This window comes from Streptomyces sp. P9-2B-2, from assembly GCF_030406865.1.
In the GTDB taxonomy this organism is placed as follows: domain Bacteria; phylum Actinomycetota; class Actinomycetes; order Streptomycetales; family Streptomycetaceae; genus Streptomyces; species Streptomyces platensis.
Genome location: NZ_CP129126.1, coordinates 6,319,767 through 6,346,555, shown reverse-complemented (window position 1 = coordinate 6,346,555; position 26,789 = coordinate 6,319,767). Strand labels below are relative to the sequence as shown.

General features: G+C 72.0%; 23 protein-coding genes. 8 read left to right on the top strand and 15 right to left on the bottom strand.

The window, feature by feature from the left end; translation table 11 throughout:
- Positions 1-25: 25 nt before the first annotated feature.
- The 4 genes from QT196_RS28050 to QT196_RS28035 all read left to right on the top strand — a co-directional run bounded on the left by QT196_RS28050 (position 26) and on the right by QT196_RS28035 (position 1,926).
- On the top strand, positions 26-835 hold the full coding sequence (locus tag QT196_RS28050; protein ID WP_290355933.1) for a hypothetical protein: 810 nt from the start codon (positions 26-28) through the stop codon (positions 833-835).
- Positions 836-934: 99 nt separating this feature from the next.
- Positions 935-1,216, top strand: a complete 282-nt coding sequence (locus tag QT196_RS28045; RefSeq protein WP_241745878.1) for a hypothetical protein — start codon at positions 935-937, stop codon at positions 1,214-1,216.
- The gene (locus QT196_RS28040; RefSeq protein ID WP_168481487.1) at positions 1,213-1,641 is read left to right on the top strand and encodes a type II toxin-antitoxin system VapC family toxin; all 429 of its coding nucleotides are present in this window, start codon (positions 1,213-1,215) and stop codon (positions 1,639-1,641) included. The genes QT196_RS28045 and QT196_RS28040 overlap by 4 nt, the downstream gene beginning before the upstream one ends.
- Positions 1,642-1,716: 75 nt before the next feature.
- On the top strand, positions 1,717-1,926 hold the full coding sequence (locus QT196_RS28035) for a hypothetical protein (RefSeq protein WP_168481486.1): 210 nt from the start codon (positions 1,717-1,719) through the stop codon (positions 1,924-1,926).
- Positions 1,927-1,937: 11 nt separating this feature from the next.
- On the opposite strand, the gene mnmA is transcribed toward QT196_RS28035, so the two are convergent.
- Positions 1,938-3,068 (bottom strand): tRNA 2-thiouridine(34) synthase MnmA, encoded by a 1,131-nt coding sequence (gene mnmA, locus QT196_RS28030; RefSeq protein WP_168481485.1) that lies wholly within the window; start codon positions 3,066-3,068, stop codon positions 1,938-1,940.
- 54 nt (positions 3,069-3,122) lie between these two features.
- Between mnmA and QT196_RS28025 the strand changes: the two genes are divergently transcribed.
- Positions 3,123-3,842, top strand: coding sequence for an N-acetylmuramoyl-L-alanine amidase (locus QT196_RS28025; RefSeq protein WP_211117438.1), 720 nt, complete (start codon positions 3,123-3,125; stop codon positions 3,840-3,842).
- A 211-nt stretch (positions 3,843-4,053) separates the two neighbouring features.
- Here the strand turns inward: QT196_RS28025 and QT196_RS28020 are convergent, their stop codons facing one another.
- Positions 4,054-5,223, bottom strand: coding sequence for a cysteine desulfurase family protein (locus tag QT196_RS28020; protein WP_168484037.1), 1,170 nt, complete (start codon positions 5,221-5,223; stop codon positions 4,054-4,056).
- A 177-nt stretch (positions 5,224-5,400) separates the two neighbouring features.
- Between QT196_RS28020 and QT196_RS28015 the strand changes: the two genes are divergently transcribed.
- The gene (locus QT196_RS28015) at positions 5,401-6,255 is read left to right on the top strand and encodes an alpha/beta fold hydrolase (RefSeq protein ID WP_290355932.1); all 855 of its coding nucleotides are present in this window, start codon (positions 5,401-5,403) and stop codon (positions 6,253-6,255) included.
- Between the two features lie 100 nt (positions 6,256-6,355).
- Here the strand turns inward: QT196_RS28015 and QT196_RS28010 are convergent, their stop codons facing one another.
- Positions 6,356-6,754, bottom strand: coding sequence for a VOC family protein (locus tag QT196_RS28010; RefSeq protein WP_290355931.1), 399 nt, complete (start codon positions 6,752-6,754; stop codon positions 6,356-6,358).
- A 94-nt stretch (positions 6,755-6,848) separates the two neighbouring features.
- Between QT196_RS28010 and QT196_RS28005 the strand changes: the two genes are divergently transcribed.
- Complete coding sequence (locus QT196_RS28005; protein WP_290355930.1) at positions 6,849-7,838, top strand: YafY family protein; 990 nt, start codon at positions 6,849-6,851, stop codon at positions 7,836-7,838.
- A gap of 38 nt (positions 7,839-7,876) precedes the next feature.
- Here the strand turns inward: QT196_RS28005 and QT196_RS28000 are convergent, their stop codons facing one another.
- The 7 genes from QT196_RS28000 to QT196_RS27970 form a co-directional block, all read right to left on the bottom strand.
- The gene (locus QT196_RS28000; protein WP_266733333.1) at positions 7,877-9,214 is read right to left on the bottom strand and encodes an MFS transporter; all 1,338 of its coding nucleotides are present in this window, start codon (positions 9,212-9,214) and stop codon (positions 7,877-7,879) included.
- The gene (locus tag QT196_RS27995) at positions 9,211-9,894 is read right to left on the bottom strand and encodes a helix-turn-helix domain-containing protein (protein ID WP_266733335.1); all 684 of its coding nucleotides are present in this window, start codon (positions 9,892-9,894) and stop codon (positions 9,211-9,213) included. The genes QT196_RS28000 and QT196_RS27995 overlap by 4 nt, the downstream gene beginning before the upstream one ends.
- A gap of 115 nt (positions 9,895-10,009) precedes the next feature.
- Positions 10,010-14,794, bottom strand: a complete 4,785-nt coding sequence (locus tag QT196_RS27990; protein WP_290355929.1) for an SAV_2336 N-terminal domain-related protein — start codon at positions 14,792-14,794, stop codon at positions 10,010-10,012.
- Positions 14,791-15,804 (bottom strand): MoxR family ATPase, encoded by a 1,014-nt coding sequence (locus QT196_RS27985; protein WP_290355928.1) that lies wholly within the window; start codon positions 15,802-15,804, stop codon positions 14,791-14,793. Before QT196_RS27985 ends, QT196_RS27990 begins: the two co-directional genes overlap by 4 nt.
- Positions 15,805-15,846: 42 nt before the next feature.
- Positions 15,847-18,024, bottom strand: coding sequence for a trypsin-like peptidase domain-containing protein (locus QT196_RS27980; RefSeq protein WP_266733340.1), 2,178 nt, complete (start codon positions 18,022-18,024; stop codon positions 15,847-15,849).
- Positions 18,021-18,485, bottom strand: coding sequence for a CU044_2847 family protein (locus tag QT196_RS27975; protein ID WP_266733342.1), 465 nt, complete (start codon positions 18,483-18,485; stop codon positions 18,021-18,023). The genes QT196_RS27980 and QT196_RS27975 overlap by 4 nt, the downstream gene beginning before the upstream one ends.
- A 110-nt stretch (positions 18,486-18,595) precedes the next feature.
- A complete protein-coding gene (locus QT196_RS27970) occupies positions 18,596-19,444 on the bottom strand; it encodes a thioesterase family protein (RefSeq protein WP_266733344.1) in 849 nt (282 codons plus the stop codon).
- A 96-nt stretch (positions 19,445-19,540) separates the two neighbouring features.
- Here QT196_RS27970 and QT196_RS27965 point away from each other — a divergent pair, with 96 nt between their 5' ends.
- A complete protein-coding gene (locus QT196_RS27965) occupies positions 19,541-20,176 on the top strand; it encodes a trimeric intracellular cation channel family protein (protein WP_266733346.1) in 636 nt (211 codons plus the stop codon).
- 13 nt (positions 20,177-20,189) lie between these two features.
- Here QT196_RS27965 and QT196_RS27960 read toward each other — a convergent pair whose 3' ends face one another.
- The 5 genes from QT196_RS27960 to QT196_RS27940 all read right to left on the bottom strand — a co-directional run bounded on the left by QT196_RS27960 (position 20,190) and on the right by QT196_RS27940 (position 26,764).
- Complete coding sequence (locus QT196_RS27960; protein ID WP_266733348.1) at positions 20,190-21,596, bottom strand: M1 family metallopeptidase; 1,407 nt, start codon at positions 21,594-21,596, stop codon at positions 20,190-20,192.
- A gap of 98 nt (positions 21,597-21,694) precedes the next feature.
- Positions 21,695-22,786, bottom strand: a complete 1,092-nt coding sequence (locus tag QT196_RS27955; RefSeq protein WP_248001666.1) for a dipeptide ABC transporter ATP-binding protein — start codon at positions 22,784-22,786, stop codon at positions 21,695-21,697.
- A gap of 29 nt (positions 22,787-22,815) precedes the next feature.
- Entirely contained in the window at positions 22,816-23,835 is a 1,020-nt protein-coding gene (locus QT196_RS27950; RefSeq protein ID WP_248001665.1) for an ABC transporter ATP-binding protein, read from the bottom strand.
- Between the two features lie 89 nt (positions 23,836-23,924).
- Positions 23,925-24,935, bottom strand: coding sequence for an ABC transporter permease (locus QT196_RS27945; RefSeq protein WP_085928255.1), 1,011 nt, complete (start codon positions 24,933-24,935; stop codon positions 23,925-23,927).
- A gap of 77 nt (positions 24,936-25,012) precedes the next feature.
- Positions 25,013-26,764: an ABC transporter substrate-binding protein gene (locus QT196_RS27940; RefSeq protein ID WP_168481470.1), complete on the bottom strand. Its 1,752-nt coding sequence runs from the start codon at positions 26,762-26,764 to the stop codon at positions 25,013-25,015.
- Positions 26,765-26,789: the final 25 nt, after the last annotated feature.

Below are 26,789 nucleotides of genomic sequence, written 5' to 3'. Positions count from 1 at the left end.
ATCACAAGGAAGAAGAGCCTTCCCGATGACTTCAGCGCATTCTAACGCGCCCTCAGCCGCGCCCTCGCGCGTTTCCGGCGGCGTCATCCACATCCGTACGCGCCATACCTCCCACTTCACCGTCCTCGCCAACCGCCTTGCGCAGCGCGCCGGTAGCGCGGTCACGGTCGGGGTCGCCGCGTACATCCTGTCCCTCCCCGATGGCTCACCGATCACCATCGACGCGCTCTGCACGCACTTCGCCGAGGGCAAGACCGCCATCGCCGGGGCATTACGCGAGCTGGAGGCCGAGGGCTGGCTGGAGCGCCGCGTCGAGCGTGGGCCGCACGGCCGGATCGTCACCCGCACGTTCGCGTACGACCTGCCGAGAGCGGCAGCGGAACCCGCTGGTACCTCCGCCCCGGAACCCGAGTCCACCGGCGAGTCGGAGCCCGCCATGCCCTCGCAGCCGGCGCCGGAACCCGTCCCCGAAGCTGTCGACCTGCTTACCCGCCTCCCCCACCGCGACCGCCGTCTGCTCCTCTCCGAGCGCGAGATCACCGCACTGGCCCCGGCCGTCACGGACTGGCTCGACCGTGGCGTGCCCCCTCAGGAGGTCACCACAGCTCTGACCAGCGGCCTCCCCGCCCGCATCAACCGCCGCCCGGCCCGCCTCCTGGCTCACCGCCTGGTCGCCCTGCGCCCACCGGCCCGCACGAGCCCGCCCCCGCAGCCCGACCGCCCACCCGTCGTCCCGCTCCAGAACTGCGACGGCTGCGAGCGCGCCTTCCGCGCCGACCGCCCGGGCCGCTGCCGCGGCTGCCGTGCCTCGTCCGAAGCGCGACCTGCCGCCTGAACGGGCCATACACCGACCATCGTCCGACCACGTCACTACCCAAGGCCGTAGCCTGAAAGGACAGAGATGAGTTCCGCACTCGCCGAGAAGGGGTCGCCCATGACGTCTTCACCGCCCCATGACGAGCCACACCCCACCAGCGCCCGCAAGGACACGCATCCGCTGCGCACCATTCGCGAAATCCGTGAGGCACTGCCGGAGCATCAGCGGCGCCACTTCGACGCCGAGCTGGCAGAAACGGAGATCGGCGCTCTGCCCGAGATGCTCCACCGGTGGATCACCTTGGGGTTTGACGGATTCGAGGAATTCCTCCTGTCGACCCCGTTCGAGGGGCTGGAGTTCGGCGCCCGGTCCTATGACGAGCAGGAGGAAGGCGAGTGAGCTTCCTGTTCGACACGAATGTGATCGCGGAGTTGACCACCCGGGCTAAGCCCGACGAGCGCGTCCTCGCCTGGTTTCATACGACGCCACGCCCTCTGCGCTACGTCAGCGTGATCACGATCGGGGAGATCGAGGCAGGGGTCGCGGCTGCACCCGATGCCTTCCGGCAAGAACGCTACGCCCAGGCTCTGGCCGAGGTACGGCAGGAGTACCGGATGCGCATCGTCCCCATCGGTGAGCCTGAAGCGATCACCTACGTCGCGCTGCACCGCCAGCTGAAGGCCGCCGGGACGAACATCGACCCGGCCGACGCACTGATCGCGGCGACAGCCCTGGCCAACGACTGGACCGTGGCCACCCGGAACGCCAAGCATTTCGAGCGCACCGGCGCCGCAGTGGTCAACCCCTGGGAACCCGCCGCGTAAGCCCCGGCCCCGGCTATGTCCCCGCCCGAACCCGTCGCTCTGTAGTCGCGATCGTCGCGGCTACAGAGGTGCAGTGTGTGCCGCCTGAGCCCGCTAGCGCCAGACCACAAGGCGGGAATCCCGTACTACCTCATCGTCAATCCCATAGAGGGCGCGTGCCTGCTCTACTCACTGCCGAGCCGTGAGCACTACAAGGCGTCCCTGGAAGCCGAATTCGGTGAGCCGGTGCCGATCGGAGCCCCGATTGACGCCGAGCTGGACACCACGGCGCTCTACACCTACTGACCGGCCGCCTCTTACGCCTCCGTCCGAGCCCGCCGCTCCGTAGTGGCGATGGTGGCCGAGCCGACCACACGGGTGCCGTCGTAGAGCACGATCGCCTGGCCGGGTGCCACGCCCCGTACCGGCTCCGTGAACGAGACGAGCAGCTCGCCGCCGTCCACCAGCTCCGCCGTCACCTCGGTCTCGCCGCCGTGGGCGCGGAGCTGGGCCGTGTACGTCGCGGGCCCGGCCGTCGGGGGGCGGCCGCACCAGCGCGGGCGGATCGCGGTCAGCCCCATGACGTCGAGCGAGGCGGCGGGGCCGACGGTGACGGTGTTGTCGACCGGGGAGATGTCGAGGACGTAGCGCGGCTTGCCGTCGGCCGCCGGGTGGCCGATCCGCAGGCCCTTGCGCTGGCCGATGGTGAAGCCGTACGCGCCCTCGTGCGTCCCGAGGCGGTTGCCGGACTCGTCGACGATGTCGCCGGGGGCCGCGCCGAGCCGCTTGGCCAGGAAGCCCTGGGTGTCGCCGTCGGCGATGAAGCAGATGTCGTGGCTGTCCGGCTTCTTGGCGACGAACAGACCGCGGCGGGCGGCCTCTTCGCGGATCTCGGCCTTGGTGGTGAGGGTGTCGCCGAGCGGGAACATGGCGTGCGCGAGCTGGCGGTCGTCGAGGACACCGAGGACGTACGACTGGTCCTTGGCCATGTCGGAGGCGCGGTGCAGCTCGCGGGAGCCGTCCTCGCGCAGCACGACCGTGGCGTAGTGGCCGGTGCAGACGGCGTCGAAGCCCAGGGCCAGCGCCTTGTCCAGCAGCGCGGCGAACTTGATCTTCTCGTTGCAGCGCAGGCAGGGGTTCGGGGTGCGCCCGGCCTCGTACTCCGCGATGAAGTCGTCGACGACGTCCGCACGGAAGCGTTCGGCGAGGTCCCAGACGTAGAAAGGGATACCGATGACGTCGGCGGCGCGGCGGGCGTCGTGGGAATCCTCGATCGTGCAGCAGCCGCGGGCACCGGTGCGGAACGACTTCGGGTTCTCGGAGAGCGCGAGGTGCACGCCGGTCACGTCATGGCCGGCCTCGGCGGCGCGGGCGGCGGCAACGGCGGAGTCGACGCCGCCGGACATGGCGGCGAGCACACGGAGGCGGCGGGGGGCGTCATCAGTCATAGCCAGTCCAGGGTAGACGGAACCACCGACAGGGCCGAAAGCGTTATGCAGCGCATGGGGAAGAGGGACGGGGAAAAGGACGGCGGCCAGGCAGCACCGGCCGGGATCACGCGCCGACGGGCCTTGTGGATCGGGGGCGGCGGGGCGGTGGCCGCCGGGGCCGCGGCGTTCGCGGGGCGCGAGGGGCTGGCCCACTTGTGGTGGCGGCTGCCGGGGAACGAGAAGCCGCGCACGCCCGGCGCGGTCGACCACCGGGGCGCGCAGTGGGTCGCGGCGTCCCCGGCGAACTACCGCCTGGCCGACCGGCCGGCGGACTACGGGATCGACCGGGTGGTCATCCATGTCGTCCAGGGCAGCTACGCGACCGCGCTCGACGTCTTCCGGGACCCGGAGCACGAGGCCGGCGCGCACTACGTCATCCGCAAGGACGGGCATATCGCCCAGATGATCCGCGAGCTGGATGTGGCCTTCCACGCGGGCAACCGCGGCTACAACGAGCGGAGCATCGGGATCGAGCACGAGGGCTTCGTGGACCGGCCGGAGTCGTTCACGGACGCCATGTACGCGTCGTCGGCGCGGCTGACGGCCGGGATATGCCGGCGGTACGGCTTCCCCGCCGACCGGGAGCACCTCGTCGGGCATGTGGAGGTGCCGGGGACGGACCACACCGATCCGGGGCCGCACTGGGACTGGGACCGCTATCTGCGGCTCGTACGGGCCGAGCTGCGCAAGCCCGTACGGCCGCGGGAAAGCCCGCCCGTACGGAAGGCCTGAGGCGCGCGCCGGGCTACGGGCGCGGTGGCTCCGCCGGACGGGCGGCCCTAGGGCGTGTCTTTTGGATCAGCCCGGATCAGGCCGCGGCGTCTGGTGCGGTGCATCGCAAGGCGGAGCCTCTGCCGCGTACTGGGCGTACTCGGGTGAGGCGACAACGCCGCGAGGTGCCGTGCCAGACGTCGCGGCCCCGGGGTGATCCGAAAGACACGCCCTAGCTCAGCCCCGCGCTCCGCGCCCGTTCCACGACCGGCCCGATGGCGTCCGCCAGTGCCGCCACGTCCTCCGCGGTGGAGGTGTGCCCCAGGGAGAACCGCAGGGTGCCGCGGGCGAGGTCCGGGGACATGCCGGTGGCCAGCAGGACATGGCTGGGCTGGGCGACGCCGGCGGTGCAGGCGGAGCCCGTGGAGCAGGCGATGCCCTGGGCGTCCAGGAGGAGCAGGAGCGAATCGCCCTCGCAGCCGGGGAAGGAGAAGTGCGCGTTGGCGGGGAGGCGGCCGGCGGGGTCCGGGTCGCCGCCGAGGACGGCGTCCGGCGCGGCGGCCCGGACGGCCTTGACCAGGTCGTCGCGGAGTGCGCCGATGTCGCGGGCGAAGTCCTCGCGGTGGGCGACGGCGTACCGGCCGGCGGCGGCGAAGGCGGCGATGGCCGGGGTGTCGAGGGTGCCGGAGCGGACGTGCCGTTCCTGGCCGCCGCCGTGCAGCACCGGCACCGGGGCGTACTCCCGGCCCAGCAGCAGCGCGCCGATGCCGTACGGGCCGCCGATCTTGTGGCCGGAGACCGTCATGGCGGCGAGCCCGGAGGCGGCGAAGTCGACCTCCAACTGGCCGACGGCCTGCACCGCGTCGGCATGCAGCGGAATATCGAACTCCGCGGCGACCTCGGCCAGTTCGCGCACCGGCTGGACGGTGCCGATCTCGTTGTTGGCCCACATGACGGTGGCGAGCGCGACATCGGCGGGGTTGCGGGCGATGGCCGTACGCAGCGCCTCGGGGTGCACCCGGCCATAGCTGTCGACCGGCAGCCACTCGACGCGGGCGCCCTCCTGCTCGGCGAGCCACTCCACGGCGTCGAGCACCGCATGGTGCTCCACGGGGCTGGCGAGAAGGCGGGTACGGGCCGGGTCGGCGGCCCGGCGGGCCCAGTACAGGCCCTTGACCGCGAGATTGTCGGCCTCGGTGCCGCCCGCGGTGAAGACGATCTCGCTCGGGCGGGCGCCTAGGGAGGCGGCGAGGGATTCGCGCGCCTCCTCGACGGTACGCCGGGCCCGCCGGCCGGCAGCGTGCAGCGAGGACGCATTGCCGGTGACGGTCAGCTGGGCGGTCATCGCCTGCACCGCCTCCGGGAGCATCGGGGTGGTGGCGGCGTGGTCGAGGTAAACCATGGTGCGCACGATTCTACGAGTCGGCGCGGTGGGCTCCGGGGGCGCATGCGCAGCGCGCGGGAGCGCCCGTCCGCGGGAATGCCGGGAGCGGGCCACCGGCCGCCTCCCCCGGGCGGCCCGCGGGACGGTCCGCCCGCTCCCTCGACACCCCGGTAAGGAGTCACTAGCCTGACGGTCATGACACGGTGGCTGCTGGACCGAACGTTCCGCACTGCGTCGGGCGACGAGGTGCGCTGGGCCGCACTCGGGGAAGGACGGGCGGACGCCCCGACGGTCGTCCTGCTGCACGGGACGCCCTTCTCCTCGTACGTCTGGCGGGGTGTAGCCCGGGCCCTGGCCGCCCGGCACCGGGTCTTCGTCTGGGACATGCCGGGCTACGGCGCCTCCCAGAAGCGAGCCGGCCAGGACGTCTCCCTCGCCGCCCAGGCCCGCGTCTTCACCGAGCTGCTCGCCCACTGGGACCTGGCCACCGAGGCAGCCCGCCCGGCCGTGGTGGCACACGACTTCGGCGGCTGCGTGGCCCTGCGGGCCCATCTGCTGCACGGTGCGCACTACACACGCCTGGCACTCGTCGACCCGGTGGCGCTGGCCCCCTGGGGCTCGCCCACCTACCGGCTGCTGGCCGCGCACCCCGACGTCTTCGGCCGGCTGCCACCGGACCTCCACCGCGCCCTGGTGCGCGAGTACGTATCCTCGGCGAGCCACCCCGGCCTGCACCCGGCGGTCCTCGACCGGCTGGTCGAGCCCTGGTGCACGGACGAGGGACGGCCGGCGTTCTACCGGCAGATCGCACAGAACGACCAGCGCTTCACGGACGAGATCCAGGAACGCTACGGCGAACTCGCCCTCCCGACACTGGTCTGCTGGGGCACGCAGGACACCTGGATCCCGCCCGCGAAGGGGCACGACCTGGCCTCCCGTATCCCCGGCGCCCGTCTCCACCTGATCGAGGACGCGGGCCATCTGGTCCAGGAGGACGCACCGGCCGAACTCGCGGCGGTATTGGGGGAGTTTCTGGCGGGCGGTGGGTGAGGCGTGGGGCTCATCCCTTAGGTGTGCCGCCTCAGGACGTTAGCGCCCCGAACTCGGCCGTGCGCCGCGTCCCCGTCACCGTCCCCTGTCCCCGCCACCATCACCGTGCGAACTTCTCGATGGCCGCCGTGGTGACCGGGGTGAAGAAGTTGACGAGGTTGCCGTCCGGGTCGCGGAACAGCAGCGACCGGTTGCCCCAGGGCATCGTGGTGGGCTCGGTGACGAAGTCGGTGACGAAACCGGACAGGTGCTGGTGCACCTGGTCCACGTCGTCGACCAGGAACTCGGTGATCACGCTGCGGTTCTCCGCCGGGCGGGCCGAGCCCGGAGCGAACAGCGGGACGGTGCGGGTGCCGGCGATCGCGAGGGTGGCGTGCGGGGTCTTGAGTTCGGCGAAGTCCTCGGTGGCCCACGTCGCCGGCACTCCGGTGGCGCGGTCGTAGAACGCGACGAGGCGCGCGACGTCGCCGGTGATGATGCGGATCGAGACGAAGTCCATGGTGTTCTCCTCAGGTTGCCGGGTGTGGCGGGACTTCGCAGGTTAGGAGGAATAGGGGACAGAATCGGTCCTCTATTCGCCGTAACCTGCGGACATGTCTCGACCCACCGGCCGCGTGCTGACACTCCTCGAACTGCTTCAGTCGGGCGGCACCCGGACGGTGGCCGAACTCGCCGACCGGCTCGGCGTCGAGGGGCGCACCGTGCGGCGGTATGTGAACCAACTCATCGACCTCGACGTGCCCGTGGAGTCGGTACGCGGCCGGTACGGCGGCTACCGGCTCGCCCCCGGGTACCGCTTGCCTCCGCTCATGCTCAGCGACGACGAGGCGCTGGCCGTACTGCTCGGCCTGATCGCCGGCCGCCGTACAGGGCTGCGGACGACGGAGCGCACGGCGAGCGAGACGGCGACGGCCAAGATCCGGCGGGTGCTGCCCAAGCACCTCGCCCGCCGGCTCGACACACTCCTGGAGTCGCTCGCCTTCACGGACCAGCCCGGCGAGTTCGCCGCCCCGGACGCCGGGGTCCTGCTCACCCTCGCCGATGCGGTACGCCACCGCCGACCGGTCTCCCTCAGATACACCGACCGCAACGGCCGGCGCAGCGAACGCACCCTGCACGCCTACGGGATCGTCGCCCACGCGGGCCGGTGGTACGTCACAGGCACCGACCCCGGCATCGGCGAGGACCGCACCTTCCGGCTCGATCGCCTCACAGACGCCAGAACCCTGCCCGGCTCGTTCGAGGTGCCCGAGGGCCCCGGTCCGGCCCAGCGCGTGCTGTCGGGGTTCGCCACGGCGGAGTACCGGCACGAGGTGACCTTGCGGATCCATGGGACCGTCGAGCAGATCCGCGCCCACCTTCCCGCCAGTGTCGCGAGCCTGGAGGAGTACGAGCCGACGGCAGACCCGGCCCCGGCCCCCGAGCGCTGGCTACGCGTCCACCTACGGGCCGAGCGACTCGACTGGCTGCCTCCCACACTCGCCTCGATCGACCGGCCGTTCGTCATCGAGCGCCCCGCTGAATTGCGCGACCTCGTCGTCGCCCTCGCCGATCGCCTCACGTCCTGCGCCCGCGGAGGCTGATGGCTGGGAACCGAGACCGTCAGCGGGCACACTCGCGGTCATCCGGTGAGGCTGCCGTCGGTCGCGGGGGCGTCCGCTCCGGGGTGGCGTTCCCGGGGACCTCGGCCTCGGTGGCGGTCCATCTCACGCCATTCCGGTCGCAGTCCGGCCAGGTTCGTCGTGAGGAAGTACGCCGCTCCGCCGAGCAGCAGCACCGGCACGAGTCCGAACGAGGTGACCGCCGCTCCGGCGATCAGCCCGCCGAGCGGAACACCGGCCCAGGCCAGCGCATCGCCCAGCGCGTTGACCCGTCCCAGCAGCGGACGGGGCACCCGCTCGAAGGAGAGCGCCGCCAGGATCGGGTTGAGGAAGCCCGCTCCGAACCCGCCGGCGGCGAATACCAGGAGCACCGCCCACATCGGCGCGTCGCAGGCCAGGACCAGGAACCTCGGCGCCCCGGCGAGCAGGAACCCGGCGAAGAACACCACCCGGCGCCGCATTCTGTGCCCGATCGCCGCGGCGACCAGGCTCCCGGCGACCGCGGCCGCCCCTCCCACGCTGCTGTTCACCCCGATCACGGCCGGTCCGTTGCCGGACTCGTCGGCCCACACGGGCACGAGCACCGTGGTGAACGCCGCGTCCAGCAGGTTGGTGACTCCGACCATGACCAGGATGGTGAGGAGCAGCGGCTCGCCGCGCAGGAACCGGAAACCCGCACCGAAGCGTCGCCAGTAGCCCGGCGCCACCTCGCCCTCAGCAGGCGGGACTTCCAGGGCCGCCCGACCCATCCCGCGGGGCAGCGTCAGGGCGATGATCACCGAACCGAGCGCAAAGCTCGCGGCGTTGACGGCGAGTCCCGCCAGGGGCCCCAGCAGCGCCACCAGGGCGCCGCCGACGGCGGGACCGAGGGTGCCCGCCAGCCGCTCGGTCACACCGGACAGGCCGGTGGCCCGCTCCAGCGGCACCCGGCTGCGCTCGGCCGCCTCCGGGACCATGACCTCCTTCGCCAGGTCGCCGGGGCCACGCGCGGTGCCGATCAGCGCGACCAGTACCAGCAGCAGCGGCAGCGGAAGCAGGTCCAGGGCATGCAGCAGGGGAACAGCACCGGCCGCGGCCGCACTGACCAGGTCGGTGGACCAGGAGATGACCCGCGGTCCGGCCCGGTCCACCAGTGGCCCGGTGAGCGCCTTGACCACGACGTACGGCGCCATCTCGCAGAAGCCCACCAGCCCGGTCCAGGTGGCGCTGTGGGTGGTGGCGAGCACGAACCAGGGCAGCGCGATGGCCGAGACCCGGGTGCCGGTCAGCGATACCGCCATCGCCGCGAGCAACCCGCCGAGCGGCCGTAAGGACCGCCCGCCGGATAAGCCGTCGCCGCCCGGGGCTTTGGCTGTCACGAGGTCTGCACCTCTGCCGCGCCCCCGGCGCCGGGGCGGCCGTCGGGCGCGGAGGGCTCCCCGGGTTCGGGCAGGATCTGCGTGATCACGGAGACGCGCTCGGCACCTTCGGGAGCCTCGGTCGCCCCCTCCGGCGTATCCCGCCGGTACCGGGAGACGACGTCCCGCAATTCGTCGTGCAGCGCCGCCGCTTCCGCGGGCGTGAGCCGCAGCGGCCAGTCACTCAAGTCGAAGGTGTCCCGCCAGGCGCGGGGCATCGTCTGAAGCTCGCCGAGCGCGCGTTGGGTACGCAGGGTGTAGCGGGCCGCGACGGATTGCAGATAGGCCAGCGCGGCCTCGGGCTCCCGCTCGGCCAGCTCCGGGTCGTTGAACCACGTGGACTGATGCACCGAACGCCACCAGCGCTCCCGTGCGTTCCCGCGCTCCGCGTCCTCCTCGACGAATCCCGCCGCACCCAACTGACGCAGGTGGTAACTGGCGGAGCCCGAGTTGACGCCGAGCCGCTCGGCGAGCCGGGTGGCAGTGGACGGGCCGTGCTGCCGCAGCAGCCCGACCAACTCCAGGCGGAGCGGGTGCGCCAGGGCCCGCAGCCCCCTCGAGTCCAGGACGGCGGCGTTCGCCCCGGAGTCCGGACCGGGCGGCTTCTCCTGCGGGTCGGTCGTGCCATGGGGGTCAGTCATGACGCGCAGCCTAAACCGCAAACAGTTCTTTGCGAAGAACTGTTTGCGGATTGCCGATCGCCAGCATATGCCCAACCGCCTACCTCAGCAGCTGACTTGGGCCCAGCGCCGCGCCCTACGGAGCGATACGCCGCCCGAGTTCGCGGACCGCCGAGGCCGCCTCGGCGATGGCGGCCGACGGTGTGTGCAGGGACCGGGGCGAGGTCAGGGATTCCAGGGCGGTGCGGAGGCGTCGGAGGTCGGCGCGTGGGGGGCGGGGCGTGTGAGCGAAGTCTGCCAGGGTGTCGGTGAGTTCGGCTTCGATGGCATCGAGGTGGTGGAGGCGGTCAGGCAGGCCGGGGGGCCCCAGACCGGGTTCCTCATCGGCGGTATGGAGGCGTAGTTGGTCGGTCAGGGTGCGGACAGCCGCGGTCAGATCGCGCAGGGCCGTGCCGGTGCGCGCGGCGTCCGCGGCGCGCGAGACGCCCGGCCGGCGCGCACCGGCCGTCGGCGATGCCGACTTGTCCCGTAGCAGCGCGCTCAGTTCGCGGGCCTCCGGGGTGCCGAATGCCTCATGGACGGCGAGTGCCTCACGCCAGTGCGCCTGGGCACCCCGCTTACGGCCCAGTGCGGTCTCCGCATGCCCCAGTGCGGTCAGCGCGTCAGCCCGCCACCGCTCGCCGCCCGGCACGAGCAGCCGCTTCGCCGCGTCTTCGGCAGCGGTTACCGCCTCGCCGGGGCGGATCAGGGCGACCATCGCCTCGGCCATCCGGCATCGGGTACGCCCCGCCCAGAGCCGCTGCCGGTCCTCCTTGAAGAGGGGCAGCGCCTGCGAGAGTTCACGGAGCGCTTCAGCGGGCCGGCCGGCCGCCGACAGCGCCTCGGCCAGGGCGTACCGGCCGTGCGCGAGCTGCGGGGAATCGCGGCCGACACGGCGGTGGAGGGCTACGCTCCGCTCGGCGAACAGCACGGCTTCATTGCTGTTGCCGGTCGCCGCCCAGAGCCGGGCCAGTGCGCCGAGTGCGGCAGCCTCGCCGAGTTCATCGCGCTCGGTGCACCGCTTCCATGCAGCGATCAGATGCCGCTCCGCGGCGTCGTACCGCCTTTGGTGGAGGGCGATGATCCCGCGCGCATACGGGGCGCGGAAGCGCGTGAGCGGATCGCCGGAGCGGTCGGCCAGTTGCTCCGCGCGCCGCGCCTCGGGCTCGGCCTCGGCACACTTGCCCAGCATGAGGTATGCCTCCGCGAGCACGACCCGGGCCCGGCCTTCCGCCTGGGCGTCGCCGTCCCGTGCCGCCCGAGCCGCCACCGTCCGGGCGGCGGGCTCATAGGCGGCGGAGAGCGCCCCGGAATCCGCCGTCACCTGGGCGAGCAGCAGAAGATCGGCGGCCTGGCGGACGATCCCGGGCGTGCGGATCGCAGCACGGCGGACGACCGCGAGCAGATGAGGGGTCTCATCAGCCCAGGCGGCCAATGCCTGGGGGTGGTCCTTCGCCAGGGGCAGGGGGCCGGCGGAGGGGACGCGGACGAGGTCATGGAGCATCCGGTCGCCCGGACACCGGAGGGCATGCGCCTGCCGGCCCATGGCCAGGTACCAGGTCAGCAGCCGGTCCAGCGCCTCGTCGCGCGCCGCCTCGGGCAGCTCCTGAACGGCGGACCGGCAAGCGAGGCGCCGCAGTTGGCCCGTATAGCGGTAGTGGTCAGTGCCCACCTTGCGGAGCGCGCCGACGGACAGCAACTCGTCCAGCAGCCCGCTCGTCCGCTGTGCCGTGACATCGAGCAGTGCGGTCGCGGCGCCGGACGAGAGGGCCGCGGACGAGGCATCTGCGGTGTCCGCCACGGCGAGGAGGCGGAAGGCCCGCCGCGCCGCCGGGGAGAGCTGCGCGTCGAGCCACCGGAGCGCCGCGGGGCCGGAGTCGGTGAACAGCTCCTGCGCCTCGGCGGGGGGCAGCGCGGCCAGCTCGACGGCTTCGGCGGGCGGAGGCAGCGGTGGGCGCCCACGGCCGGTGGCCAGGACGGCGCCGCCCCGTCCTCCCGGCTTGCCCGTACGGCCGGGGAGCAGGGGGGCCAGGACCGCCGCCTCGGACACATCGGCAGCATCGGCATCGGACGCGTCAGCATCAGCTGCGTCGTCCAGCACGATGAGCACGCGCCGTTCAGCCAGCAGCGAGCGATAGAGGGCCGCCCGCCCCTCGCGCCACAAGGGGATGCGGCCGGCCGGCACGCCCAGGGCGCGCAGCAGCGCTTCGAGGGCGCCGGTCGCCGTCACCCGGTCCTCGGCCTCGGCGGCGCTGGCGCGCAGATCCAGGAAGAGCTGTCCGTCCGGGAAGTGGTCCGCCACCTCGTGGGCGACGCGCAGGGCGAGCGCTGTCTTGCCCACGCCGGCCGGTCCATGGATGACGTGGCAGGGCGGGGCGTCACTCGTACCGCCCGTCAATCCGGCGGCCAGACGGGAGAGGTGCTCGGCACGCCCGGCGAACGGCTGGGGTGCGGGCGGCAGGGCCACCGCGTCGGCCCGTGGACCGGCCGGATCGGGTGCGGGCTCCTCGGCGAGGGGGCGGTGGTGCCCGTTCGCGAGGTCGCTGCGCCAGCGCTCCAGCCGGGCGCGCTGCGCCGCGGCGAACGGCCCCGGCAGCCCGGCGAGTGATGCGCCGTCCCACAACGACAGGGCCTCGTGGCGCAGTTGGCGGGCAGCAGCCGGATCCTCGGCGCGGCGGGCGCGGCCGATCAGCTGCTCGGCCCGGTCCAGATCAAGGTCGAGGACGGGCGCGCTGCCGTCGGGACGGCGCAGGGCATAGCCCCCGTCCTGTTCCCTGACCAGGAGGTCCGCGCCCGGATCCGTGCCAGGATCAGCTCCGGTACCCGCCCCGTGGTCGGCACCGAGCGCCGCGTTCAGGCGGGAGGCGCAGGCGTACAGCGACGAGAGGGCGTGACGCGGCGGTGAGGCACCCCAGAGGTCGGGGATCAGCTCGGTCGCGGCGGCGGAGTGGCCGGGGCGCAGCAACAGGGCGGCCAGCAGCGCCTGTTCCTCCGGGCCGCCCAGCGTGAGCGGCGTCGCCCCGCGCCAGGCGCGGACGGGCCCGAGGACACCGAAACGCGGGGGCATGGGCACGGCGCGGCGCTGGGCCGGCACCGGGTGGTCGGTCAGCTCGGGCACCACACCCCCCATCCGCTCCAGCACCGGGCTGGCCAGCACCGCGAAGGCCCGCGCCGACGCCTGTAGCCGCAACTCCCCCTCGGCGTCCCCCATCAGGACCGGAAAGTCCGGCAGCCGCCCCATGTACGGCTCCAGCGATCGTCCGACGGCCTCGACGACCTCCACGGCCTCTTCGGCGCCGAGTCCGCTGAACAGCAGCTCCCGTACGCCGGGACGGAAGTCGTAGACGGGGTGGACGAGTTGGCCCGGTGGCGGTGCGCCCAGGGCGCGGTCCAGGGTGTGGGCGGCGGCCGCGTCCCGCGCCTGGTCGGTGCGCTCCAGGAGGCCGCCGAGCAGGATCTCGGCGACATGGGTGGGCCCGGCGTCCCGCATCGTGGCGGCGCGCACCAGCTGCATCAGGGGCGTGGTCAGGGGGCGGATGGCCGAGAGGCGGACGGCGAGACGGTACGCGTCGGGCGAGAACGCCCCCCTGAAGTGGGACAGCAACTCCTCGGCCGTGCCCTGGGGTACGGCGGGCCCGGCACACGCGGGAGGCGCCTCGTCCAGCAGCACCGTTTCGATCAGATGCGGCACTCCGGGGCGGGTGAGCAGCCCGGCCCACTGCTCCAGCGCGGAGGCGGTCGGGTGCAATACGGGCAGCGCGAGGAGGCCGTCCGCCTCCGGATCCCGCTCGCCGCTCAGCGCATCGCAGACGATGAGCCGGCCGAGGGGGTCGAACTCGCCCGGTGCGGCCAGGAGCCGGGGGCGGGCGTCCAGGGCGGTGCCCCGCCACAGCCGCCGGGGCAGCGGGTTCAGTACGGCCAGCGGGCCGCGGCGGCCCCATGCGGCGAGGGCGCGTACGGCCTGCGGGCTGCGCCACCCCGGGCTCGTCCCGTCGGTCAGCAGGAAGGTCACCGCCGCGCCCGCTGCCCGCCGGCGCCCCGCCGGGCCGCTCGGATCCTGGGGATCGACGGGAAGAATGCGGACGGAACGGAAGACCGTGCTCCGGGCGAGGAGCGCGCGCAGCTCGGCCGCGAGCGGGCCCCACACCTGCATCGACGGCGAGCAGTCCACCAGCAGCACGGCCGCCCGGCACCGCTCCTGCTCCGGGCGGGAGACGACATCGAGGAAGCCGGTCTCGGCGGCGAGACGGACGGTGGCCTCGATATCGGTGACGGTGCGGTGCGGATGGTCCCGGGACCGGCGCAACGGCCGCAGCGCCCGGCCCAGTTGCTGGGCATCGGGCAGCGCCCGCCCGCCGGGAACCCGCGCGGGACGGGCCCGCTCCCCGCCCGTCCGGCCGCCCTGGCTGCCCATGGCGTACAGCGCACGACGGGGCGGAACGGCGTGCGTCAGCGGGTCGCAGGGCGCGGAGCGGGGGCCGCCGTCAGGGGCGGCGGGGGTGGTGTCGGCGGCAGCGGGACCGGTGCGGTCCGTGGGGCCCGTGCGCTCGGCGCGGGACACCTCGGACGCATCCCACTCGGCCGCCGCAGCCTCCGAAGCCTCCTCAGCCCCGTCGGTCCCGCCAGCCCCACCGGTCCAGCGGCCCCCGCCGCCCCCGTCAGCCCCCTCGTCCCCGGCCCCGTCCCCAACCCCGCTCCCACTCCCCGTCCCACCCGCACGCTCCACCGAGTCCCCCGACTCCTCCGACTCCCCCGTATCCCCCGGCGTCCCGGCCGCCGACCGCCCCTCCATCGCCCGCGACAGCCACAGCACATCGAGGAGTTCCGTGGCCCCGAGGTCGTAGCCGGCGGCCGACATCGCCTGTCGCAGTCGGTCGATCATGGCGACATGGACTCGTCGAGGCGGTGCAATACGGCGGCGAGGAGCTCTTCCTTGGTGAGGTCGGCGCCGCTGATGCGCAGATGGACGGCGGCCAGCAGCTGGTCGGTGGCCAGGGTCTGGGTCTTCGCGCGCTGGTGGAAGACCTCGATGAGGTCCTCCGCCGCGGCGACCGCCCGCTCCCCCAGGTTGTGTTCGATGATCTTCCGCAGCCGGTCGCCGGTCGGCTCCGGCAGATCGAGCCGTACGCAGCGGCGCAGGAAGGCAGGCGGGAAGTCCCGTTCGCCGTTGCTGGTCATGACGACGATCGGGAAGTGGGTGCAGCGGACCACGCCGCGGTGGACCGCGACCCGCTCCCGGCTTCCGCTCAGCAGGACCTGGACCTCCTGTTGGTGCTCGGGCAGCCGGGCCAGCTCCGGGATCTCGAACTCGCCCTCCTCCAGCACCACCAGCAGGTCGTTGGGCAGGTCGATATCGGCCTTGTCGAGTTCGTCGATGAGCAGGACCCGGGGGCGGCCGGCCGCCAGGGCGCTGCCGAGCGGGCCGAGGCGCAGGTACTGGCCGATGTCGCCGGCCCCGGTGGCGCGCCGGACCCGGGGGCGGCGCGCGGAGCCGTGCGGGGCCTCGCGCTCCCGGCGCAGCGAGGCCTCCCGGAGGCGGCCCACGGCGTCGTAGCGGTAGAGGGCGTCCTGGAGCGTGGAGCGGCTGTTGACCGACCAGCGCAGGACGTCACCGAGCCCGAGTTCCTCGGCGACGGCGCGGGCCAGCGAGCTCTTGCCGGCTCCGGGGCGGCCGGTGACCAGCAGCGGCCGGTGCAGATGCAGGGCGGCGTTGATGACGGAGATCTCGTTGCGCTCCAGGAGGTACGGCGCCCGGGGCGTCTCCCCGCGGCCGGCGGGCAGGTGGCGCCAGGGCGGCGGGGCCGGCAGCGGTAACGGGCCGCGGAACACCCACCAGTCCTCCGGCGCCGCCGCCGGGTCGTCGTGTGCGCCTGTTGCGCTCTGTCCGGTCACCGCACGTTCTCCTCGTTCATTACTGCGTCCAGGATCCGGCACTCAGGGCTGGGTCAGCACCCAGGCGTCCGGGGCGAGTTGTGGGGGACGGTGGTCGGGCGCGTCGTAGAGCAGGGACAGCCGGCGGCCGTGGTGGGTGTCGCGGTCCGGCTCGGCCATCGCCCTGGCCCGTTCCAGGCGCACCGCTTCGGGTACTTCGGCGTGGTCGGTGCCGTCGACCAGGGCCAGCAGGTCCTGGGCGATGTGTTCGCCGTGTTCGGCGCGGTGCCACAGCACGGTGTGGACGCCCGCCTGGACGCACTGCCGCAACAGCGTGCCGTGGTGGTGCGGGTCGCAGCACACGATGACCGTGCCCGCGTCGCGGTGCACCTCCAGTTGGGCGCGGGCGACCTTGCGGTCGGTGTGCCGGTGGTCGAGGACCAGGCGTTTGGCGTGCGGCAGGGCGGCGGTGCGCTGTTTCCAGCCGGCGTAGCTCTCCCGGGAGCGCTCCGTGGTGCGCACCACCACGCGCCGGGTGATCCCGGGCGCGAACGGCCCGTCCTCGTCGCTGTCGGGCGATTCCCAGGAGTCGACGTCCAGACCGAGCCAGGCGGACGGCAGGAAGTACTCCACCAGGGCGGTCTCCGGGTCCTCCCGGACCTCGGTGCGCAGCACCCGGCGGATGTCGTCGACCACTTGCTCGCTGCCCGCCTCGGCATCGCGGACCAGCGCGAGCCGGTGCGGCTGGCGGTCGCCGAAGGTCCAGATCTGGTAGGTGAAGCGGCGTCCGGTCGCGGTGGGCAGCAGCTCCACCTGGACGCGGGGGGCGAGGGCCGCCGGGGTGCCGGTGGCCGGCCGGACGGGGACCGGGGTCCGGACCGGGGCCGCGGCGGCCGTGACATCGGCGCGGAACTGGCAGACCGCCGCCTCGTCGACGCCCGACCGGGCGGCGACGCGCTCGACCCACGCGTCGAGGTCCTCGGCCGGGTACGCCCCGGCCGCGCGTTCGTCGACGCTGATCCGCACCACGCCCTGGAGCAGCGGCGGCACCGGCGCCCCGGTGGTGGAGCTGAAGCCCTCCAGGGCGTCCATCGCGTCGGCCAGGCCGGTGACGGCGGGCAGCTCGGGGGCGTGCGGCAGGACGCGTTCCAGGAGGCTGCGGGGGTCCGTACGGGTGCAGTGCGCCAACAGGCCGGAGAGGTCGCGGCGTTGGTGGGTGGTGAGGTATTCGGCGGGGCGGACCGTACGGGCGGCGCGGCGCAGGCGCTCCCAGTCCTCGCGGGCACCGTAGAGGCCGGGGCGGGCGTGCGGGTCGTACGGGTCGGCGGCCGGCGGCTCGTGGTCCCGTACCAGGTCGAGGAGTTCGGGGATGCCGCGGCGGACGCCGACCGCCAGGCCGACCAGCCGTTCAAGGTCGGCGGCCGGGCCCGCGGAGGGCCTGCCGAGCCGGGCGGCGAGCCGCTCCTCACAGGCGAGCACCGCCTCGCGGCCCTTCAGTACCCGCTCCAGCGCGGTGAGCAGCTGCTGCACCCCGCGCCGGGCGGTGGGCACCGCCGAGGGCGGCAGGGTGGGGAGTTCGGCCTCGATGGCGGGGACGCTGATGGCGTACATCGTCGTCGGCCGGGCCCCGGGGGCGGCTCCTTCCGGAGCGCGGTGCACGGCCGCGACCAGGCCCACCACGGCCTGCCGCTCGCGGTCCCACAGCGGCCCGCCGCTGAAGCCCTCGGTGACCTGCGCACCGCCGAGCACGTCCAGCGCGATCCAGGGCGGCGCGGAGACCCGGGGCACGGCGCGCACCGTCGGCAGCGGATTGCCGCTGGCCCATAAGGCGATGGTCTCGTTGGCGTAGTTGTGCTGGAGGAACGGGGCCGGTTCGGCGCCCTCGGGTGCGGCGCCGGTCAGCTCCAGGACGGCGAGATCGCCGTGGTACGGCACCCGGCCGGGCTCGACGGGTGCGCGCCCGGCCGCCGTGGCCCGCGGCGGCACCCACATCTCCCATAAGACCCGGGCGGGCAGGTCACGGCCGGCCGCGACATGGGGCAGCCGGAGGGTGACGGTGTCGCCGGGCCCGGGGGTCTCCTGGGCGAAACGGTCCCTGCCCAGTGCGCTGTTGACGACATGGGCGCAGGTCAGTACGAGCCGTTCGGCGACCAGCACCCCCGCGCCGATGGCGTGGTCGCCAAGGCGTACGGAGGCGAAGGACTGCTGGAGCGGGGTGTCCGGGCCTGCGCCTGCGCTCACGGGGCCGTCCCGCCGGCTTCCCCCGTGCCCTGGCCGAGGTTCCAGGTGGCCGAGACCTTGAAGCTCGCGTCTCCCTTGCCGGAGAACACCCCGAGGCTCAGATCGGAGCCGAGGGTGACCCCGAACTCCACGGTGACCTCGTCGGGCCGGTGGCTGCCGGCGGCGATCGAGCGGTGGATCTGGCCGAGGACGCCGCCGAGCGGCCGCAGGGCCTCTTCGAGGGCCTCCCCGCCGCGGGTCAGCGCCCGGGTCACCCGGTTGTCCACGCTGACCGGCTGGGCGGAGCCGAACTCTTCGGGCAGCTCCAACTCGCCGTCGGTGCCGGGTTGCTGCCGTCCGGCGCCGGACGGCGGTTGTGCGCCGGAGTGTTCGTGCGGGCCCGGCCGGCCGGTGGCGGCCGGCTCCTCGGCCCGCAGCCACACGACGGTCGCGTCATCGATTCTGAGAGCCACATCCCCCATGCCGGTCAGTCTGACATGAGCCGCCTGGCCACCGCCCGCACTTTCCCGCCCTTTTTCCGCTTCCGCACCCGCAGCCACCTGCGAAAAGGTACGGAAAGGGCATCGGCGCGTCAGCCCTGGAGCAGCGCGCGCGCCAACTGCCGGGACTGGGCGACGAGCCGGTCCTCGGAATCCCAGACCTCGGCGTCCTCCTCCAGGAAGCCGCCGGCGAGGTTGCGGGTGGTGATGGCGACCCGCAGCGGGCCGGGGGCCGGGCGGCAGCGGATGTGGGCGGTCAGTTCGACGGTGGGGACCCAGCCGGACAGGCCCATCTCGAAGGCGGTGGGCGGCAGCGCGTCGACGGTCAGCAGGAGGGAGAGCGGGTCGGGTTCGCGGCCGTCGGCCAGGCCGAACCAGGCGCGCATCTCGCCCTTGCCGGACGGGGCGCCGACGGCCCAGCCCGCGGTCGCCGGGTCCAGGCGGAGGGCGAGCCGCTCGGCGATGGCGGTGCTGCCGGGGATCGCGGGACGGCCGTCGGGGGCGCTGTCCGTGCCCAGGCAGTGCTCGTACGGCGGGATGGCCGGGGGTTTGGCGGTGGTGCGGACGTCGTCGGGCAGCGCGCCGAGGTCGCCGTACGCGGCGAGCACCCGCAGCCGTTCGACCTCGCTGCCGTCCTCCGCGAACTGGACGAGGGTGGCGGTGCCGGTCGACATCGTGCGGCCGGTGCGGACCACTTCGGTGCGGATCACCGCGGGGCCCGGGACCGAGGCGGTCAGGTAGTGCGCGGTGACCGACATCGGGTCGGGGTGCGGGAGGGCGTCACCCAGGGCGCGGCCCATGAGGGCGAGGAGGTAGCCGCCGTTGACCGCCTGGATGATCGTCCAGCCGGCGGAGAGGTGGGCGTCATAGACGCCGGGCGCGCGGCGGGTGACCGCCGTATCGCGGTCGAACTCGCTGGTGCGGTGGGTCGCCAGAGCCATGGGTTGCACGCTACACGGGATGGTTACCGACCGGTAGTGTCAGATTTTACGGCCTCGGGCGGAACGACTCGTTCCGCGCCTGCGATGATGTGCGCCATGCTTCACGTCCTCTACCTGGTGGGTGTCGCGGCCTTCGCGGCGAGCGGGGTGCTGGCCGCCTATCGCGCCAACATGGACCCCTTCGGCGGGCTGGTGCTCGCCTTCGCCGCGTCCATCTCCGGCGGCACGCTGCGCGATCTCATCCTCAACCGGCAGCCGCTGTACTGGACGCACGACTGGGTGCTGCTGACCGTGATCATCTGTGTCGGCGTCGGCACCATGATCTATCTGCGGTTCTGGCAGCTGCCGCACAAGTCGCTGCTGGTGGTCGACGCGATCGGACTGTCCGTGGTCACGGTGATCGGGGCCCGCGCCGCGATCGACGCGGGCGCCACCCCGCTCGCGGTGATCATCCTGGCGGTGCTGACCGGGGTCGCCGGTGAGGTCATCCGCGATGTGCTGTGCGGGGAGTTCCCGCCGCTGCTGCTGCGGGAGGACGTCTACGCGATCGCCGCGCTGGCCGGCGCCTGCTGCTATCTGCTGCTGTACAACCTCGGCACCGGAGCCACCCCCGCCGCCGGGATCTCGGCGGGGGTGGTCTTCGGACTGCGGATGGGTGCGGTCTACCTCGGGCTGCATCTGCCGCGGCCGCAGCAGCTGCGCCCCCGGGGCGGCCGGCCGGACGCCGACTGACCGCGACCCGGGCCTACTCGGGCAGCGCCGGCTTGCTGTCCGTGTTCAGCCAGGTGTGGAACAGGTCGTCCAGCTGCTGCCCGGAGATCTTCTCGGCGAGCGCGATGAACTGGGAGGTCTCCGCGTTGCCGTAGCGGTGGGCGGCGGTCCAGGCCGGCAGCAGCTTGAAGAACGCCTTGTCGCCGATCCGCTCCCGCAGCACCTGGAGCGTCATCGCGCCGCGTTCGTAGACCGCGTCGGCGAACATGGTGTCCCGCTGCGGATCGGCGACCTTCACCTTCCAGAAGGCGCTGTCGGCCGGGAGGCCGGCGTACGCCGCACGGAAGCTGTCATGGGCGCTGCGGGTGCCGCGGTGCTCGCTCCACAGCCACTGCGCGTAGGTGGAGAAGCCCTCGTTGAGCCAGATGTTCTGCCACTTCTTCACGGAGACCGAGTCGCCGAACCACTGGTGCGCCAGCTCGTGGACGATGGTCGACTCGCTGCGCACGCCCGAGTAGACCGGCTTGGACTGCACCTCCAGGGAGAAGCCGGCCTGCGGCATGTCGTCGACGATGGCGCCGGTCTCCTCGAAGGGGTACGGACCGAAGACCGTCGACCAGTAGTCGGTGGCCTCGGCGGTGAGGCCGTAGACGTCGACCTTGCCGGTGGGCAGCGTGGGGTCGGTGGCGACGTAGATGGGGATGCCGCCGGGCGTGGTGCCCGTACGGACGTCGAACTTCCCGATGGTGGCGGTCGCGAGGTAGGTCGCCATGGGGCGCTTCTCGCGCCAGTGGGCCCAGGACCGGCCGTGCCGCTCCCCGGAGCCGACCAGCCGCCCGTTGGAAACGCCGGTCAGGCCCTTGGGGGCGTCGATGCGGATGTCGTAGGTCGCCTTGTCGCCCGGGTGGTCGCTGGAGGGGAACCACGTCGAGGCGGCGTTCGGCTCGCAGCCGACGAAGACCCCGTCCTTGGTCTTCATCCAGCCGTACTCGGAGCCGAAGACGATCGGGCCGCTCAGCGGCTTGGGGACACCGTGGTAGGCGACGGTGACGGTGAACTTCTTACCGTGGCGCAGCGGGAAGTCGGGGCGGACGGTTATCTCGTCGCCGGATCTGGCGAAGTGGGCCCGCCGGCCGTTCACCCGGACGCTGTCGACCGTCAGCTTCTGGAGATCGAGGTCGAAGGCGGAGAGGTTCTTGGTGGCGCGGGCGGTGAGCGTCGTCCGGCCGTCGAGCCGGCCGCTGTTGGGCTGGTAGCTGACGCCGAGGTCGTAATGCAGGGCGTCGAAGCCGCCGTTGCCCAGGCGGGGGAAGTAGGAATCACCGACGCCGGGGGCGCCGGGGGAGGCGCCGGGAGCGGCGGCGATGGAGGCAGCCGAGGCCACGGCGGTGGCCAGGGCGAGCCAGCGGGAGGTGCGACGCACAGAACGGGAGAGTGCCATGAGCCGTCCTTTCGGACACACGGGCGAATGAGGAACAATCGCGCCGACTCTGCACCCTCCCGTCCCGCCTTGCCCAGGACTTTGCCAATTCCTCGGTGTTACTTGCCGGTTGGCTCCTGACCTGCCCCGCCGGACGCCCCCGCGGCCGGCGCCGGGTCGGGCGCGTTCTCGGGGTGGTGGCAGGCCACCTGGTGACCGGTCCGCAGCGTGACCAGCGGCGGCTCGGTGGTGGCGCACACCTCGGTCGCCTTCCAGCAGCGGGTACGGAACCGGCAGCCGGACGGCGGGTTGATCGGCGACGGCACATCGCCCTTCAGCAGGATCCGGTCGCGCTGGGTGCGCCGCTTGGGATCGGGCACCGGGACGGCGGACAGCAGCGCCTTGGTGTACGGGTGCATCGGCGACTCGTAGAGGGCCTTGCGGTCGGCCAGTTCCACGATCTTGCCGAGGTACATCACCGCGATCCGGTCCGACACATGCCGGATGACCGAGAGGTCGTGGGCGATGATGACGTAGGTCAGGCCCAGCTCCTCCTGGAGGTCGTCCATGAGGTTGACGACCTGGGCCTGGATCGACACGTCCAGCGCGGAGACCGGCTCGTCGGCGACCACCAGCTTGGGCTTGAGCGCCAGCGCCCGGGCGATGCCGATGCGCTGCCGCTGACCGCCGGAGAACTCGTGCGGATAGCGGTTGTAGTGCTCCGGGCTCAGGCCCACCAGCTCCAGCAGCCGCTGCACCTCCTTCTTCACCCCGCCCTCGGGCTCGACGCCCTGGAGACGGAAGGGGGTGGAGACGATGCCGCCGATGGTGTGCCGCGGGTTCAGCGAACCGTAGGGATCCTGGAAGATCATCTGCACGTCCCGGCGCATCGGCCGCAACCGGCCCTGGGACAGATGCGTGATGTCCTGGCCCTGGAACTCGACGGAGCCGCCGGTCGGTTCGTCGAGCCGGGTGATCAGCCGGCCCATCGTCGACTTGCCGCAGCCGGACTCGCCGACGACGCCGAGGGTTTCCCCGGGCCGTACGTCGAAGTCGATGCCGTCGACCGCCTGCACCGCGCCGACCTGCCGCTTGAGCAGGCCCTTGGTGATCGGGAAGTGCCGGACCAGACCGCGGACCCTGAGCAGCGGCTCGGCGGCGGCGGGGGCGTCGGCGGGGGCCTTCGCGGACGTCCCCTTCTGGAGCGGGATCTTCTTGTTCTGGTCGTCAGTCGTCTCGGTCACAGCTTCGGCGCAATCTCTTCGGTCCAGATACGCTCCCGCTCCTCCTGCGACATATGGCAGGCGGAGGAGTGCCCGCCGCCGGCCTCGCGCAGCTCGGGGCGGACCGTACGGGTGAGGTTGTCCTTCGGCACGTCCGCATACGGGCAACGGGGGTTGAAGGCACAGCCGGACGGGACGTTGATCAGGCTGGGCGGGGAGCCCTTCACCGGGATCAGCCGGTCCGTCTGGTCGCGGTCGATGCGCGGCATGGACCCGAGCAGACCCCAGGTGTAGGGGTGCTGGGGCTCGTAGAAGACCTTCTCGGCCGGTCCGCGCTCGACGCACCGTCCGCCGTACATCACCAGCAGGTCGTCGGCGAGCTCGGCGACCACCCCGAGGTCGTGGGTGATGATGATGACCGCCGAGCCGAACTCCTTCTGGAGATCGCGGATCAGGTCCAGGATCTGCGCCTGGACGGTGACGTCCAGTGCGGTGGTCGGCTCGTCCGCGATCAGCAGCTCGGGGTTGTTCACCAGCGCCATCGCGATCATGGCGCGCTGGCGCATTCCGCCGGAGAACTGGTGCGGATGGTCGTCGACCCGCTTGTCGGGCTGCGGGATGCCGACCCGGTCGAGCATCTCGATCGCCCTCTTGCGCGCAGTCTTCTTGTCCACGTCGTTGTGGACGCGGTACGCCTCCACGATCTGGCTGCCGACCGAGTAGAAGGGGTGCAGCGCGGACAGCGGATCCTGGAAGATCATCGCCATCTCGCGGCCGCGCAGCCGGCGCACCTCGTCCGGATCGGCGGAGACCAGCTCCTTGCCGTCCAGCCAGATCTCACCGGACATGTCCACCTTGCCGCGCTGCTGACGCGAGGCGCGGTGCAGGCCCATCACGGCGAGCGAGGTGACGGACTTGCCGGAGCCGGACTCGCCGACGATGCCGAGCGTCTTGCCCTTCTCCAGGCTGAAGTTCAGGCCGTCGACGGACTTCACCAGCCCGTCGTCGGTGCGGAAGTGCACCTTGAGGTCCCGCACCTGGAGGAACGGCGCCGGTGCCTTCCCGGTGGTGGTGGCCGCGGCGGAACCGGCCGCCGCGGTCTCGGTCTTGTCCTCGGAGGAGTCGGTCACGAGAGCCTCACCCGCGGGTCGACGGCGGCGTACAGAACGTCCACCACCAGATTGCACATGACGATGAAGAACGCGGCGAGCAAGGTGACGCCGAGGATGTTCGGCAGGTCGTTGGCGTTGATCGCCTCGACGGCGAAGGCGCCGACTCCCTTGAGCGAGAAGACCTGTTCGGTGATCAGCGCACCGCCGAGCAGCAGGCCCAGGTCCATGCCGAAGACCGTGATGATCGGGGTGAGCGCGGCCCGCAGACCGTGCCGGACGACCACCTTGCGCTCCCGCAGGCCCTTGGCGCGGGCGGTACGGATGTAGTCCTCGCTCAGCGTCTCCAGCATGCCGGCCCGGGTGAGCCGGGCGTAGAGCGCGGAGTAGAGGAAGGCCAGGGTGACCCAGGGCAGGACCAGGGTCCGGGCCCAGAGGAACGGATCCTCCATCAGCGGTATGTAGTCGCTGCGTTCGAAGATCGGCCACTGGTAGGTGAACAGCGCCAGGGCCAGGGCTCCCGTGAAGAACATCGGGAGGGAGACACCGGCCAGCGCGACCCCCATCGCCATCCGGTCGAAGAGCGAGCCGGGGCGCAGCGCGGAGAGCACACCGGTGGCGACACCGGAGACGACCCACAGCACGGCCGCGCCGGCGGCGAGCGAGAGGGTCACCGGAAGCCGGGACTGGATCTCCGGCCAGACCTCGATATGCGTTTTGAAGGAGTAACCGAAGCACGGCACATGGCACTGGGCCGCTTCCGGACCGAATTTGTAGTCGACGCCGACGAAAATGCCCTTGAGGAAGTCCCAGTACTGCTCGTACACGGGCTTGTCCAGGCCGAGATTCTTTTTGACCGCGGCGATGTCCGCGGGCGTGGGGGCCTTTCCGATGTACTGCTGGGCAAGCTGGTCGGTGCTCTGCCCGGCCAGCTTCGGCAGCAGGAAGAAGATGCCGAAGGTGACCGCGCTGACGATCAGCAGCAGCACCACTGCGCTGATCAACCTGCGGATGATGTACGAGAACACGGGGATGCGGCGTCGGCGCCGCGGGCCGGCCGAAGCCGGCCCGCGGACACCAAGCCTTCACCTGCCTTCCAGGGCTGCTACTTCTTGACGCCGATGTTGAGGTAGTCGTACTGACCGCTGAAGGCCGAGGTGGACACCAGGTTGGTGGCCTTGGGCGAGCGGTACATCAGGACCTTGAAGTAGGTGAGCGGAACGATCGCCGCCTGCTCCATCGTCTTCTTGTCGATCTCGGCGTACGCCTTCTCGCGGGCCGCCTTGTCGGTGTTGGCGATGGCGCTGTCGAGCAGCTTGTTGATCTCCGGGTCGTCCAGCTCCGACAGGTTGGTGTTACCGGACTGGCTGATCGCCTTGCCGTTGAGGATCTGCTGGAGGTAGCCGTAGCCGGTCGGGAAGTCCGAGCCCCACTGCATCATGATCAGACCGACGTTGTTCTTCTTGTTGAACTTCGGCACACCGGCGTAGTCCGAGAAGTACTTGCTGGTCGGGTAGGACTGGATCTTGGCGGTGACACCGATCTTCTTGAGCGAGTCGATGACCGTGGTGGCCGCGTCGACCTCGTCCTGGCGGTCGTTGCGGGCCAGGATCGTGGTCGTGGTCTTGCCGGCGCCGCACTTGTCCCAGTGCTTCTTGGCCTCGGCCAGGTCCAGCTTGTCGCCGTCGTACTTCTGCGGGTACAGGTCGTACTTCTGGTAGCCGTCGATGTCGGTCGGCAGGACCGTGGAGGCCAGCTCACCGCGTATCGGACCGCCGAGCGAGGTCTGTACGGCCTTCTTGTCGATGGCGTACTCGACGGCCTTGCGGCACTCGATGTTGTCGAACGGCTTCACCTTGGTGTTGAGCGCCGTGTAGACCAGCCGCTGCCCGAGCGTGTTGTCGGTGTTGGCCTTCTCCTTGGGGTCGGTCAGGAGCTGCGCCTGGGTCTGCCCGTCGACACCGCGGCCGGCCAGGTCCACCAGGGTGTTACCGGACTTGAGGTCCTTGTCGATCGTCGACTGGGCGACCTTGAGATTCAGGACGATCTTGTCCGGCAGCTGCTTGCGCAGCGGGTCGGTCTTCGCCGACCACTGCGGGTTGCGGACCAGGGTGAGCTTCTTGCCCTCTTCGTAGCTCTCGAACTTGTACGAGCCGGTGGACAGCACGGACTTGGTGTAGTCGGCGCCCTTGTCCTTGGCCTGCGGGACCGGAGCGGTCTGCGGGGCGCTCACCAGGTAGTCGAACTCGGCGAACGGCTTCTTCAGGTGGAAGACGACCGTCTGCTCGTCCGGCGTCTCGATGGACTTCAGACCGGCCTTGCTCTTGTCCTTGTACGGACCCTTGTAGCCGCCGTCGTTGTCCTTGAGGAACTGCTGGAAGTAGTTCGGACCCAGCGAGAGGGTGTCGCGCGCGAAGTTGCTGCGCTCGACGGCGTACTTGACGTCCTGCGAGGTCACCGTGGAGCCGTCGTCGTACTTGACGCCCTTGCGGATCTTGTACGTCCAGGTCTTGCCGCCGTCGCTGGGCTTGCCCATCGACTCGGCGAGGTCCGGGACCAGCTCGTTGCCCTTGGGGCCGGGGCCCGGCTTGAAGGTGGTGAGCGGGCGTGCGTAGAGCCGGCTGAAGTTGTAGATGAAGGCGTAGTACGTGTTGCCCGGGTCGAACGACTCGGGGGCGTCGCTGATCGCGTAGGTGACCGTGCCGCCCTTCGCGTCCGAGGCGTTGACGACGCCCTTGGTGGCGGCGTTCGCCTCGCCCGAGCCCTCCGTGGAACCCTTGCCCCCGCTACAGCCGGCCAGCAAAAGGCCCGCACTGGTGATGGCCGCGACAGCCGCGACCGGAACTGACCTTCGCATTGGTCGGTGTCCCCTTCGTTCGTCG